The organism is Sodalis sp. RH22 (assembly GCF_047324165.1).
Classification (GTDB): domain Bacteria; phylum Pseudomonadota; class Gammaproteobacteria; order Enterobacterales; family Enterobacteriaceae; genus Acerihabitans.
Genome location: NZ_CP178731.1, coordinates 16,553 through 29,875, shown reverse-complemented (window position 1 = coordinate 29,875; position 13,323 = coordinate 16,553). Strand labels below are relative to the sequence as shown.

Annotated in this window: 11 protein-coding genes; 3 read left to right on the top strand and 8 right to left on the bottom strand. The window is 51.9% G+C overall.

The features are described from left to right. Window positions 1–2 precede the first annotated feature (2 nt). The 3 genes from hisA to hisIE are packed head-to-tail and all read left to right on the top strand — an operon-like array spanning window position 3 to window position 2,103. Window positions 3–743: a 1-(5-phosphoribosyl)-5-[(5-phosphoribosylamino)methylideneamino]imidazole-4-carboxamide isomerase gene (gene hisA / locus ACL2XN_RS00125; RefSeq protein WP_413728027.1), complete on the top strand. Its 741-nt coding sequence runs from the start codon at window positions 3–5 to the stop codon at window positions 741–743. Beyond that, window positions 725–1,498, top strand: a complete 774-nt coding sequence (gene hisF / locus ACL2XN_RS00120) for an imidazole glycerol phosphate synthase subunit HisF (RefSeq protein WP_413729821.1) — start codon at window positions 725–727, stop codon at window positions 1,496–1,498. Before hisA ends, hisF begins: the two co-directional genes overlap by 19 nt. Continuing rightward, entirely contained in the window at window positions 1,492–2,103 is a 612-nt protein-coding gene (gene hisIE, locus ACL2XN_RS00115) for a bifunctional phosphoribosyl-AMP cyclohydrolase/phosphoribosyl-ATP diphosphatase HisIE (RefSeq protein ID WP_413723233.1), read from the top strand. The genes hisF and hisIE overlap by 7 nt, the downstream gene beginning before the upstream one ends. Window positions 2,104–2,196: 93 nt before the next feature. Here hisIE and ACL2XN_RS00110 read toward each other — a convergent pair whose 3' ends face one another. The 8 genes from ACL2XN_RS00110 to ACL2XN_RS00075 form a co-directional block, all read right to left on the bottom strand. Then, on the bottom strand, window positions 2,197–2,751 hold the full coding sequence (locus ACL2XN_RS00110; RefSeq protein ID WP_413729820.1) for a hypothetical protein: 555 nt from the start codon (window positions 2,749–2,751) through the stop codon (window positions 2,197–2,199). A 50-nt stretch (window positions 2,752–2,801) separates the two neighbouring features. Continuing rightward, window positions 2,802–3,035: a hypothetical protein gene (locus ACL2XN_RS00105; protein ID WP_413728025.1), complete on the bottom strand. Its 234-nt coding sequence runs from the start codon at window positions 3,033–3,035 to the stop codon at window positions 2,802–2,804. Window positions 3,036–3,780: 745 nt separating this feature from the next. After that, window positions 3,781–4,779 carry a hypothetical protein gene (locus tag ACL2XN_RS00100; RefSeq protein WP_413729818.1) on the bottom strand — a complete coding sequence of 333 codons (999 nt, stop codon included), beginning with the start codon at window positions 4,777–4,779 and terminating at the stop codon, window positions 3,781–3,783. A gap of 267 nt (window positions 4,780–5,046) precedes the next feature. Continuing rightward, the gene (gndA, locus tag ACL2XN_RS00095; protein WP_410014381.1) at window positions 5,047–6,453 is read right to left on the bottom strand and encodes an NADP-dependent phosphogluconate dehydrogenase; all 1,407 of its coding nucleotides are present in this window, start codon (window positions 6,451–6,453) and stop codon (window positions 5,047–5,049) included. A gap of 215 nt (window positions 6,454–6,668) precedes the next feature. Then, the gene (locus ACL2XN_RS00090) at window positions 6,669–7,778 is read right to left on the bottom strand and encodes a glycosyltransferase family 4 protein (protein WP_413723235.1); all 1,110 of its coding nucleotides are present in this window, start codon (window positions 7,776–7,778) and stop codon (window positions 6,669–6,671) included. Between the two features lie 8 nt (window positions 7,779–7,786). Then, complete coding sequence (locus ACL2XN_RS00085) at window positions 7,787–8,920, bottom strand: glycosyltransferase family 4 protein (RefSeq protein ID WP_413729817.1); 1,134 nt, start codon at window positions 8,918–8,920, stop codon at window positions 7,787–7,789. Between the two features lie 127 nt (window positions 8,921–9,047). After that, window positions 9,048–11,039, bottom strand: coding sequence for a glycosyltransferase family 4 protein (locus ACL2XN_RS00080; protein WP_413723237.1), 1,992 nt, complete (start codon window positions 11,037–11,039; stop codon window positions 9,048–9,050). Window positions 11,040–11,043: 4 nt separating this feature from the next. Then, the gene (locus ACL2XN_RS00075; RefSeq protein WP_413729815.1) at window positions 11,044–13,323 is read right to left on the bottom strand and encodes a methyltransferase domain-containing protein; all 2,280 of its coding nucleotides are present in this window, start codon (window positions 13,321–13,323) and stop codon (window positions 11,044–11,046) included.

The following is a 13,323-nucleotide window of genomic DNA, read 5'->3' as shown; positions in this document are numbered from 1 at the left end:
CGGTGATTATTCCCGCGTTGGATTTAATAAATGGTGAAGTGGTGCGGCTGCATCAGGGCGATTACGGCCGCCAGCGCCAATACGGCGGCGATCCCCTCGCCCGTCTGCAGCAGTATGTCGGGCAGGGCGCGCAGCTTTTGCATCTGGTGGACCTTACCGGCGCCAAAGACCCCGCGGCCCGCCAGATCCCGTTGCTGAAAACCCTGCTGGCCGGCGTTCGGCCCACGCCGGTGCAGATTGGCGGCGGCATCCGCACGGCGGAAGATGTGGCGGCATTGCTGGATGCCGGCGCCACCCGCGTGGTGGTGGGCTCCACCGCCATCCGCCAGCCGCGCGAGGTACAGCGCTGGTTTGAGCGTTTTGGTCCCGATGCCCTGGTATTGGCCCTGGACGTACGCATCGACCGTGACGGACAGCGCGAGGTGGCGGTCAGCGGCTGGCAGGAAAATTCCGGCATGACCCTGGAGCAGGCGATTGGCGAGTATCAGCCCTTTGGCCTCAAGCACGTACTTTGTACCGATATTTCCCGCGATGGCACCCTGGGCGGCTCGAACGTGGCGCTTTACCAGGATATCTGCCGCGCCTGGCCCGCTATCGCCTTCCAATCCTCCGGCGGCATCGGCTGCCTGGAGGATATCGCCCGGCTGCGCGGCACCGGCGTCCAGGGCGTGATCGTCGGCCGCGCGCTGCTGGAAGACAAATTTACCGTTGAGGAGGCTATCGCATGCTGGCAAAACGTATAATTCCCTGCCTGGACGTGCGCGCCGGCCAGGTGGTGAAAGGGGTACAGTTCCGTAATCATGAAATTATCGGCGATATCGTGCCCCTGGCCCGGCGTTATGCCGAGGAAGGCGCGGACGAGCTGGTATTTTACGATATCACCGCCTCCGCGGACGATCGTGTGGTGGACCAGAGCTGGGTGGAACGGGTAGCGGAAGTGATTGATATCCCGTTTTGCGTCGCCGGCGGCATTAAAACCCTGGAGCAGGCGGGCCGTATCCTGTCGTTCGGCGCCGATAAGATTTCCATTAACTCGCCGGCGCTGGCGGATCCCGACCTGATAAGCCGCCTGGCGGACCGGTTCGGCGTACAGTGCATCGTGGTCGGCGTCGACACCTGGCATGACGGCGGCACCGATCGTTACCTGGTCAATCAATATACCGGTGACGAAACCCGCACCCGGGTGACAACATGGGAAACGCCCGACTGGGTGACGGAAGCGCAAAAACGCGGCGCCGGCGAAATTGTGCTCAATATGATGAACCAGGACGGCGTGCGCAACGGGTATGACCTGAAACAGCTCCGGCTGATCCGCGGGCTGTGCCACGTGCCGCTGATCGCTTCCGGCGGCGCGGGCGCGCCCGAACACTTCCTTGAGGCGTTTCGCGACGCCGACGTGGACGGCGCGCTGGCGGCCTCGGTATTCCATAAGCAGATAATTAATATTGGCGAGTTAAAAACCTTTCTCGCACAACAGGGAGTAGAGATCAGATGTTAACCACGCAACAGCGCGACCAGCTGGATTGGGATAAAACAAATCAAATGATGCCCGCCATTGTCCAGCACGCCATTTCCGGTGAGGTATTGATGATGGGGTATATGAACCCCCAGGCCCTGCAGGTAACCGAGGACACCGGCAAGGTGACTTTTTTTTCCCGCAGCAAGCAGCGCCTGTGGACCAAGGGCGAAAGCTCCGGCAACGTCCTGCATGTGGTGGGCATCTATCCCGACTGCGATCGGGATACCCTGCTGATCCTGGCCAACCCCGACGGCCCCACCTGCCATACCGGCGCCAGCAGCTGCTTTTATCCGGCCGCCACCGACTGGGGTTTCCTGCATAACCTGGAAACCCTGCTGGCGCAAAGGAAAACCGCCGACCCGGAAAGCTCCTACACCGCCCGGCTGTATGCCAGCGGCACCAAACGCATCGCCCAGAAGGTGGGAGAGGAAGGCGTGGAAACCGCCCTGGCGGCCACGGTGCACGACCGTGAAGAACTGACCAACGAGGCGGCGGACCTGGTTTATCACCTGCTGGTGCTGCTGCAGGATCAGGATCTGGATTTAAGCCGGGTTATCGGCCGGCTGCGCGAGCGGCATCAATAACCGCTCCAGCAAGCCGCCCGGCGGCAGATAAGGCGTATTATGTGCCCCCGCTCATTGATCGGGGGTATGTAAAACCGCGGTGATTCGTCATCACTATTTAAAAAAATTGCGAACCTTTTCCACAGCCCGCTTAGTTTCATTCTTTGTCTGCTCTGCAACACGGTTAAATTCATGTCCTATCTTCTGTGGATCAATACGCGCAGCTTCATCCCCTATCTGCTCTAAAATACGGTTAGCTTCATGTTTTAACTTCTCTTTATCCAGCGATTTTATTTGACCATGAATACGCGAGGCTTCCCGCAATACCTTTTGCCCCAAAGAAAAAGAGGTCGCTGATCCGGCCGGTTTATTGCCGGCATCATTAGCTGCGGCCGCTTCAGGACGGGTGGCGTCATCCGGGTATTCGTTCCTTACCCTTTGCAAATAAGCGCCAATATCATTAAATAATGCTTCATCGATATCTTCGCCTCCCCGGCTATTATCTATACGCGCAAGCAGACCCTCGGGCAACGGCCGCTGGGAAGCATTGGCGACCCCGGTCAGCTTATCGCGCAGAGATGAAAAAAATGCATTATTGTCTGAATTCGTTGATACACTGTGCTGAATAGGTGCATCATTACTTTTAGGAACTAAACTATCATAAATCATTGTAAACTCCTTATTTATAATATATTAAACTAAAAATATTGCTGATAAGTTTACCTGGCATGCTTAGAGCAAATACGTTCGTTAATTGAATCATTATCAGCATGATTATCCGGCGCTAACTTTAAACAAATCGTCAATATGACAGGTAAATCTGAATCAAATATGAAACGCCTCTTTATCCCTTGGCGGCGCCATTGCTGCATGGATAACATCGCCGTCGTGACCGGGCTAGATTCACTTTCAGCGCCGGCTACGATGGTTAAGGCTGCGGCGTTAGCCTTCATGGCGCGGCGCTGCCCGATCCTGAACTGCCGCGCAGCGAAGGCGAGGCTGGGAACAGTTTTTTGTAGCTGGGAGGCGGTGTGTAGCTGGGAGGCGGTGAATCGCCCTTAATGTTCTTGAGTTCAGGAACGGCCGGGAATCCCGCATCCAAAGGGGGTGGATAATAAGGAACTAAACTGAGCGGCGGCCCATGGCGGTTCGACGCGAACGACAGCGCGCTGAACCCCCCTGACGTTGGCGCCGGCCCGGCTATCGGGGTATTATCCGTCTTTCGCGTGATGGGGCCAAAACCGCAACAGTATAACCAACTTGGCATCTGATACTCCTGATGATTGAGACACAAAAAAACACAGTCTAAGAACATTACGGATGTGTTATTTTCCACCGAGCACAACGACCGCGATCGGTTTGAATTTATGATACCGGGCCGCCGCCACGGGTAATGCTTCCGTCATTTTTGGATTATATTTACAAGCTATTTCGTCAAAAAACCGCAGATTATTGCGATTAATTTTATTATTCATTAGTCCGTGGCAATATAACTCCGAATTATCAGGAAGCAGTAAAATTATCCTGAATATTCACTTCTTTTTCATCCAGTTTAATGAATTTGTTGAAAAATGATTAAGGTATTTTCACTTCATTATCACGACCTGTTGATACTGCATTTAGGGCTTTATTAAGGGGCAACCTTTTCGCGTATTCTTGACATAAAAATGGTAGAATAGGTTAATTATTCATTTATACCTAAGTACACCGCCATGCGTTAATCAATCGGATTGCCACCTGATGATTAAGCCTGGGCAAAAGAATATGGGGCAGTTGATACTTAAGTTCACGGAAGATCCTCAATCTTCCGTCCAGGGGCAGGGTTAATACCGCCGCAAGCAATGCATCCAATGCCGGTAATATATGCCCCGGGCAGAGATGAAGAACGTCAAGCGACAGCTCTGCCAGTATGGCTTCCCGGGTCCGCCGGCGATAGCTTACCGTCAGCGCCAGCAACCCCAGCATAATCTCACCTCGATCCCGCTGCCGCAATAGCCTGAAATGGTAAAGGATATTTTCGCCGACATGCTCACGGCATACCGTCGACAGCGCCGGCCCCTTACGTAACAGGTCTTTGCAGGCATCGGCCAGGGCGCAGGCGGATAATCCCCGCAGGCGGTAATAACTGAGCGCCGTCCAGCCCTGGTTTTGTAGTGAATCCGGCCAGGCGTCGATAATCTGGCTAAGACGCTGATATAGCCATTCCGCCGCCGCCTCGTCCGGCGGGCTCACCCTTTCAATGATACGCAAAACCGGCGCCAGCTGGCAGTGAGGAGGAAACGCGGCCAGGACACCCGGGGTGTCGTCACTGCCCATCAGCATTTTCACACGCGGATAACCGCACCGGCGCGCCAGGCTGCGGGTTAGAATAATGCTATCCCGCTGCGTTTTCAGCCGCTCATATAATGTTTTATTAACGCAGGATAATCTGAGTAAATCCCCAGGCGAGAGAGAATGGCCGATACGCGTTAAAAGCTCCATGGATAAGGTATCCAGGCCCTGCGGGCGCGCCTCGCCTGCGGCCTCAAGCGACGGCGCCATGCGCAGCGCCTGGGAGCATCGGTTGGCAACGGCATTGATTCCCCGTGCCAGCGCGCCGGGAATGCAGCTCCCGGATGAGAACGCGTTGGCAACGCCCGGCGGGGCAACAGATTCAGGCTCACTTGGGGAATGACAGCATAATAGCGAACGCAGCATGGCATGTTCCTCTTTATGATTGGCAAGGTTAGCCCGTTTTTTATGGTAGCGGCAGGTATATTTACGCTATGCGGCGGCGCTTTGCATCCGGCCTGCGCGACAGAAGTTAATTCTTGAACCCCCCTCGATTCTTCAGGAAGCAAACATAAAAAAACCGCCCGGTTTCGCGGACGGTTTACGATGACATCACGACGGTGCCTATGCCCTACACCGCCGGGTTACAGACGGCTTATACCGGCACCCAGCACAGGGGTTTGCCGGGCAGTCTTATTCCAGCCATTCGGTATGGAACACGCCGTCCTTGTCGGTGCGCTTATAGGTATGCGCGCCGAAATAGTCGCGCTGCGCCTGGATAAGGTTAGCGGGCAATACCGCCGAGCGATAGCTGTCGTAATAGGCGATGGCGGCCGAAAGGGTCGGGGTCGGAATGCCGTGCTGTACCGCATAGGCCACCACGTCGCGCAACGCCTGCTGATAATCGTCGGCCACCTTTTTAAAGTAAGGCGCCAGCAGCAGATTGGCGATGTCGGCGTTTTCGGCATAGGCGTCGGTGATTTTCTGCAGGAACTGCGCGCGGATAATGCAACCGGCACGGAAGATCTTGGCGATCTCGCCGTAGTTCAGGTTCCAGTTATTTTCTTGCGACGCGGCTTTCAACTGGGAAAACCCTTGGGCATAAGAGACGATTTTACCCAGATAGAGCGCCCGGCGGACTTTCTCGGTAAATTCTTTTTTATCACCGCTAAAGGCTTGCGGCGCGGGACCGGACAATACTTTCGCGGCGGCGACGCGCTGATCTTTTAGCGACGACAGATAGCGGGCGAACACGGACTCGGTAATCAGGCTTAACGGTTCGCCCAGATCCAGCGAACTCTGGCTGGTCCATTTGCCGGTCCCTTTATTGGCGGCCTCATCAAGGATAACATCGACCAGGTAGTTACCCTCTTCATCTTTCTTGGTGAAGATATCTTTGGTGATGTCGATCAGATAGCTATTCAGCTCGCCCTTGTTCCATTCGCTGAAGGTGGCGGCCAACTCGTCATTGCTCAGGCCCAGGGCATTCTTAAGCAGCGCATACGCCTCCGCGATCAGCTGCATATCGCCATATTCGATGCCGTTATGCACCATTTTAACATAATGACCGGCGCCGTCCGGACCGATATAGGCCACGCAGGCTTCGCCTTCGGCGCGCGCGGCGATTTTCTCCAGTATTGGGGCCACCAGGTCGTAAGCGGCTTTTTGCCCGCCGGGCATGATGGAAGGGCCTTTCAGGGCGCCCTCCTCACCACCGGAAACGCCGGTGCCGATAAAATTGAACCCTTCCGCGGACAGCTCGCGGTTACGGCGAATGGTATCGCGATAGAAAGTGTTGCCGCCGTCAATCAGGATATCGCCTTTTTCCAGGTAGGGTTTCAGCGAGTCGATGGTTTTATCGGTGCCTTCGCCGGCTTTGACCATCAGCAGGATGCGCCGCGGTTTTTCCAGTGAATTGACAAATTCTTCCAGGCTGTAGTAAGGCACCAGATTCTTATCGGCATTCTCGGCGATCACTTCTTCCGTCTTTTCGCGCGAACGGTTGAAGATGGAAACGCTATAACCGCGGCTTTCAATGTTCAGCGCCAGATTGCGCCCCATTACCGCCATACCGACTACGCCGATCTGTTGTGTGGACATTAAGCAACTCCTGTCTGAAGTATGTGTCTTAAGTATGAACCACCTGCGGCCGCACGTTGGCCGGCAGGTTATAAAATGTGGATGATATGTTAACCCAGCTTTACGGGCGACGGGTAGTTATTGGTGCGATAGTCACTGTTCGTTACGCATTCCATGCCAACATAACGGTGCGGCTGGCTTGCCGCCGCGAGCGTGTATGACATGCCAGAAAACGTCTACAGTAAAGAACGATACAAACTGATATAACTCTCGACCATTTTCGCCGAGGTAAACATCGCATCGAAACGCTCCCGGGCGTTGTCGCCATAACGCCGCGCCAGTACAGGATTATGCCAGAGCTGCCGCATGGCATCGGCCAACTCCTCGGGATCGGTAGGACGAACCGCCAAGCCGGTCTCATGGTGAATATTAACAAACGTGGTGCCGGTACCAATCTCGCACGTAATCATAGGCTTGGCAAACATTGCCCCCTCCAGCAGAGTAATACCGAAGGCTTCTGAGCGCAGATGGGATGGAAAGACGATACCGTAGCATAACGTAAGCAAAGCAATCTTATCCTTATCCGGCAGCGCACCGAGAAAATGAATATTTCTCAGCCCCAGTTGCGCCGCTTGTTGCTTCAACTCGCCTTCCATGGGACCGACGCCGACCAGCACCACCGGATAACCGCTGATTTTAGCCGCGACCAACAAAGTTTGCAGGCCCTTGTAATAACGAAACGCACCGATGAACAAAAAGAAAGGCCCGCCGATACGGGATCGCCATGCCTCAAGCAGCTCATCCCTGGCCGGCGGATACGACGCCGGATCCAAACCAAAGGGGATAACGCTTATTTTAGGCAAAAAGCGCTGCAAAACAGGGCTACTGTCCACATAGTTTGGCGATGACGCCACGATACGGTCAACGCTGGTCAGAAAACGGTTCATTAACGGCCGGTAAAGCTGCAGCATCGCCTTTTGTTTGACGATATCGGAATGGTAGGTCACGACAGTCGGCTTTTTAATTCCGGCGACAAAATGCATTATATCCATAAATGGAAAGGGAAAATGGTAATGAATAATATCCGCCCCGGCGGCAAGGGCCTTAAAATGACCAATCGCTTTATAGGAAAAAGGCGTGGAAGCGAACTGCCAGCTGATGGCGCTATAGGCGACATGGTGGCGGTAAAACGGCTTGCTATCACTGGACCCGTTTGGACTAAGCGCCAGAACGGTTGATGATATGCCGCTGGCAAACGCCCCTTCACTTAATTGGAAGATCACCTGTTCAATTCCCCCGTAAGAATCGGGATAATAGGTTTTATAAAGGTGAAGTATTTTCAACATAACAGGATTCAGACCTTCCGGTAGGCTTCAATCGTTTCCGCAGCACAACGCTGCCATGAAAATTGCCGCGCGCGCGCCAGGCCGGCGGCTATCGCACTCGCGCGTTGATGTTCATCTTCAAGGCTGGTGCCAAGAGCCAGAGTCAATGCGTCCACATCCAGCGGGTCAAACATACTGGCGGCGTCGCCGGCCACTTCCGGCAAAGAGGCGGCGTTGGAGCAGACCACGGGAACCCCGGAGGCCATTGCCTCAAGCACCGGCAGGCCGAAACCTTCGTATAGTGACGGAAAGGCAAACACCCGCGCCGCCGCAAATAATAAGGGCAGGTCGTGGTTAGGGAGATAACCTAAATAATGCAGCCACCCCTGGCGCTGGCCACGTTCAAAGCGCCGATGCACCTCCTCGCTGCCCCAGCCCTGGTAGCCGCAAAGCACCAACGGATAGCGCATCCTTACCTCTTGCGGCAACCGTTCATAGGCGGTAAGCAGCGTGGCGATATTCTTCCTCGGCTCGATGGTGCCGGTAAACAGGGTATATCCCTGCTCGGTCAGGCCAAGCCTTGTCAGCAGCGGCTGCAACTGCGCGCTTTCCCTGGGATAAAATTCCGCGCTACAGGCCAAATAGGTCGTATCGATTTTTTCACTGGGGTAATTAAAATAGTTGGCTAGTTCATGTTTGGAAAAATCAGACACAGTGATGACGCGACTGGCGCGCTTTAGGCTGGCCTGCATAGCTTTATGCATGTAACGAACCCGCTCGCGGGGATGGTATTGCGGGCAGGTAAAAATCGAAATGTCGTGGAACGTGGTTACTGCGCGGTCAAGGCCGGCGGGCAGATAGTAATTCGGGCTATGATAAATATAATCGCGGTAATCGCGCAACGCTCTCTTTTGCATCAAAGGGTAAAGATGCTGGTAGACTTCAATCAATGTTACACGTTTTTTTAGCCATTCTTTCAGCGGACTCGACGGCAGCGCTTTATCGGCATGATCGGGCAATGCATCGACCACCTTCAGGTTGTTGAAATATTTCAATTCACTGATAGCACTGCTTTGTTGCAATTGTTTCAGTAATTCCAACGCGTAACGGCACACCCCGGTAAGGGGATACTTGATGGCATCGGTGGAAAACATAATTTTCACTATGATTATTTCCATTCTCATCTATGGATACAAAACCGATGCGATACGCTTTATACCCGCACCCTATAGAATTTAAACGTACTCCCGCCTGCGCCCTAAGCCACTGGCGGGACAGTACAGTGGCTGTTTATTTTCCAGCCGGTCGTAATAATGGCAGTTTATTTAATAACAGCCGTGTGTCCTGCGGAAGGTTAAGCCCGGCAGCATTCAACGCGCAAACGTTAAGGTAAGGGTTTGCCATCACCTCTTCAGCACATTCCTTTAACCACAACCGCAGTTGATCGGCCTGATGATCAGAAGCACAAATGATACCGTCGGTATGCCTCGCCAGGGCGCTCAATACAGGGCGGTTGTTCGTCTGCCGGTCGGCATCGGCATCGGCATCCGCAGCGTTGATAAAAATCTCCTGTTCCTGAAGAAGGCAATAAACCGTTGTGCCGACGCGCCTCAACGTATCCCACTGTTGAGTATTCAGGGGAAAAACGCCGTTGGCCGGCACGTTGACCAGCACAATATCGTCTTTTTTTAATAAAATGGGCTCATCATCCCCCCAATCATGCCCCTGATGAGCAGCCTGGTAGCGATTTGCATAATGATAGTATCCCGCCTCATTGCAACTGATGGCCCTGACCTGATAACCAGGGACATTGCCGGCCAGCAGGCTTGCCGTCAGCGCTTCTAACGGCGCCGGCGCTGCAGCTGTGGTAAGCGGTTGCAAAAAGCGTGATACATCTATCGCTAATTGCCGCTGGTGCTGGCTGAAATTATTGCGTGCAATAGCCCATGCCGTGCCGAGTTTATCCGTATCACTGAGGTGATGCGTTTTCGACATCATGCGATTAAGGATATCATCCGTCGATTGCTCAGGCGTGCCGTCAAAGACTCGAAACATTTTTGGCGTATTCATTATGTGCGCAAAACTATCCCAGGCAATATGGGCGGTACGATCCCATGAAAACAAGCCAGACTGGGTCAGGGCATGCTTTTTAAGCGCCAAGAAAAAATCCTCATCCGTCAGAGCGCGTTCCATTACTGCCTTAATGGCATTGACATCATTTGGATCAAACATCGCCTCTGACCAGCCGATCACTTCCGGCAAACTGGTAGCGTTAGAGCTCAGCGTGGCCGCACCGCAACTCATGGCCTCCAGGGGAGGTAACCCAAATCCTTCGTGCAGCGACGGGAAAACAAACAATTTACAGGTGTTATATAAGGCTATCAAATCACTATCAGGCAAATAGCCGGTAAATACAATTTGGTTAGGCTTGATACCATATTTTTCCACCATCTCAAGCGTACGTTCTAAATCGTAGGGGCGGATCTTACACGCCATCACCAAGGGATAACGATCTCGCAATTCCTCGGACAACATGCCAAATGCCTGAAGTAATGCATTAATGTTTTTACGCGGCTCGATCATAGCGAGCGTAAGCAGATATTCATCGGGTAAATTATAACGTTCTTTTAATCGGGCCCTGGCTTGGCTATCTAACTCCAGGCGGCAAAATTCAGGTTCAACCGCTGATGAAATATTAAAAATTCGTTTATGATCGATGGACGTGAAGCGTTTAACCTCATCAGCTGCAGAATTAGAAATCGCAAAAATCGCATCCGCATATTCATATTCATGCAAACGTTCAAGGTAAAAGCCTCTGAAATTAGCGTCAGCAAGATACACTTCTTTATTAAGGTATGGTATTAAATCATGGCATACGCAAATGGTACGCCATTTTACCGGAAAGTCAGGAATAGAGACAATATAGTCATCAACATGGCCTTCAAAGAAACTGATAACAAAAACAATATCAGGATTAATGTTGGCAATCGCAATATTACGGCACTCTTCCGCCGTTTGATGACGCCATTGATTTTCAGCATGGCAAGCGACCACTGGTCCATGGGCTGAAAAAGTAAATATTTCCTCGGCAGGTAATATATCTTGATAAAGATGCCGTGTTTCTTCAATGTTATCAATAGGAAAAATACCGTTAACCAGTATACTTACTCGATTTTCACCGGCATTGCGTATGATTGCCCGGCTCATGGCTAAAGTACTGCGTCCTATACCCCGAAATTTGCTTTGTGTTTGCAATCCCTGCACGTCAATAAGAATATGCATTTAATCAACCTTCTTTATTATCGTTTTTTAATTTATTGAATATAATTTGTACCTGCCGCGGCACGTTTTTTAGATCGATTAACTGCGATTGTAGTTGCGTTTTAACGATTTCATTATTAATTGCCTGCTCAACGATCACCGGCTCGATAGCTTCGGGGTAGATACGGCGATAAAGACGGAGCGCTGCATTATATGCTCCTATTTTATTAAGCATTATTCTCAAGCGGGATTTCATGACCGGCCGCTGTTGAATACGGTAAAATGCCGCTTTCAGTATTCGTCTGATGGCATGCTTGCTACGTTGCTTAGCGCCATACTGGCGCAACAAATGATACTGGTTGCCGGCGTAGCGATAAGGGAATGTGAAACGCCAGGAGTTACTTTGGGTTATCGCTTCAAGGCGATGGGCCAAATCCTGATTGATCGCCGATAACTGTTTGATTTGCTGTTCTTCGCCAGCAATGATATCACTTAGTTTGTCGTTGCGTTCCCCTGCAGCAGTAAGCATCTCAGCAAAGCGCATGTTGATATTTTGTGTTTCAGTCAATAAATCGCGCAGACTGTCGCTGGCTTTGCCGCTTTGCGCAGCGTTGAGGCTTTCTTTCTCGGCCAGTTTCTGTTGGATATAAGCATATTCTTGACTCAAATCGAAAATTTTCTGCTCCGACATTTCACCATTACTGTGAAGCGTAGCAAGTATTTCATCAACAAATGGGATCCGTTCATCCAAAGCCGTTTTACACTCGGCGATCCCCTTGCGCATTTCCTGTGCCAGCAATTCGACGCGGACATCCTGTTGATCAATGCGCTCCGCTAACGATAGTTCCATATCGTGTAAATGTATTTGATACATTTGCATCCCTCTTTCAACCGCAGCAATCCATTGATTAAAACCGTAATTATCCGTTGTGGGTGCAGGCAAAGACACGCGTGATTGCAGTAATGCCAGCATAGTCTCGAAGGACCATTGTGCTTTAGGCAACTGCCACACTGCGTACAGCCAATTATCATACGGCTCCGGCAGGTTAAAAGGGCTTAGCGCAAAGGGCCGGGAAAAATTAATTTTAATTTCCGGCGGGTTAAATATTTCATTAACCAGAATAAAAAACGCCAGAAAAGGATCATGGGGCCAGACGCAATCGGTCTTTTCAGTCGCGACTGAACCCAAATCGATCAGACGCGCTTCACTGTTATCGTTAACCAGTATATTCCAACTACGCACATCATCATGATACAAACCGGCCTGTTCGAGGGCGGTAAGTTGAACCAAAAGAGAATTGAGCAGCGTCTCATGATTGAGGGGCGCACGGCGGCTCAATAAATCCAGCAACAGCTCTCCAGACAATCGCTCCATCATAAGCCAGCCATCGTATTCGCTGATGCCACCGCCAAGAAATTCCGGTGCGGGAAAACCCGCCGGCGGTTGCTTTAAAAAAGCGCTTTCGCTGGCTATCTCATCACGATTGCGTTGGCTTTCCATAGCGGAAAGTTTGCTGCCTTTAATATCAAAGTTAAAAACCTTACAAACAAAATCATGCCCAAAATAATAACGCCGGCTTCCTTTATGGGCCCCCTGCGCCGCTTTATAGGGCCAGTCGCGCCACTCAGTAAAGAGGGCAAAAATATCATCCAGGATGATATATTTATTACTTACAACATATAAAGGACGGGTGATGCTCGAAAGATGAGTATCGAAACTTGTCAACTGATGATAAAAAGCGCAATCCGCGATGAGTTCGCGTGCATCTTCAGGCTGAGAGGGACCCCAGTACAACGGTTCATCGCGCAGCGCCAACTCCAGTATAAGGGCCTCGGAGCAATCCGCCAGCCGTTTCAACCAGGCCTTGACCTTATCCACACCGTGTAAATGTACGATATGATGAAAGACGCTCAGTCCGGTAACGAGGTCATAATCTCCGGGCGAGAGCGCATCAATAACATCCTCGATACGCCCTACCTCGAACGACACCTTGAGTTGAGGGTTTTCCGCGGCCAGGGCGCGGCACAAGTCGATATTTTGCTGCTGGAAATCAATCCCCTTCACACTGGCGCCTTTGGCGGCCAGGCTTAAGCAGAAAAATCCCTGGGCACAGCCTAAATCCAGTACCCGCAGCGGACGCCCCAGTTTTGCCGATAAGTGTTCATACACCTCGTCGATAACCTTTAAACGATCAAAACAATTCCTGGACGCTTCCTGAGCACATTCCGGGTGACCATAAATTGCCTGATATACTTCGGGGAGCTCAGACACAAGTAGCTGTATGCGTTTATCTGTCGTTGTCAT

Bases quoted from the DNA above. Each gene is read 5' to 3' on its own strand.
- ACL2XN_RS00090 (WP_413723235.1), bottom strand. From the start codon at position 7,778: ATGTTGAAAATACTTCACCTTTATAAAACCTATTATCCCGATTCTTAC.
- ACL2XN_RS00080 (WP_413723237.1), bottom strand. From the start codon at position 11,039: ATGCATATTCTTATTGACGTGCAGGGATTGCAAACACAAAGCAAATTT.
- ACL2XN_RS00100 (WP_413729818.1), bottom strand. From the start codon at position 4,779: ATGCTGCGTTCGCTATTATGCTGTCATTCCCCAAGTGAGCCTGAATCT.
- ACL2XN_RS00110 (WP_413729820.1), bottom strand. From the start codon at position 2,751: ATGATTTATGATAGTTTAGTTCCTAAAAGTAATGATGCACCTATTCAG.
- ACL2XN_RS00105 (WP_413728025.1), bottom strand. From the start codon at position 3,035: ATGAAGGCTAACGCCGCAGCCTTAACCATCGTAGCCGGCGCTGAAAGT.
- hisF (WP_413729821.1), top strand. From the start codon at position 725: ATGCTGGCAAAACGTATAATTCCCTGCCTGGACGTGCGCGCCGGCCAG.
- gndA (WP_410014381.1), bottom strand. From the start codon at position 6,453: ATGTCCACACAACAGATCGGCGTAGTCGGTATGGCGGTAATGGGGCGC.
- hisIE (WP_413723233.1), top strand. From the start codon at position 1,492: ATGTTAACCACGCAACAGCGCGACCAGCTGGATTGGGATAAAACAAAT.
- ACL2XN_RS00075 (WP_413729815.1), bottom strand. From the start codon at position 13,323: ATGACAACGACAGATAAACGCATACAGCTACTTGTGTCTGAGCTCCCC.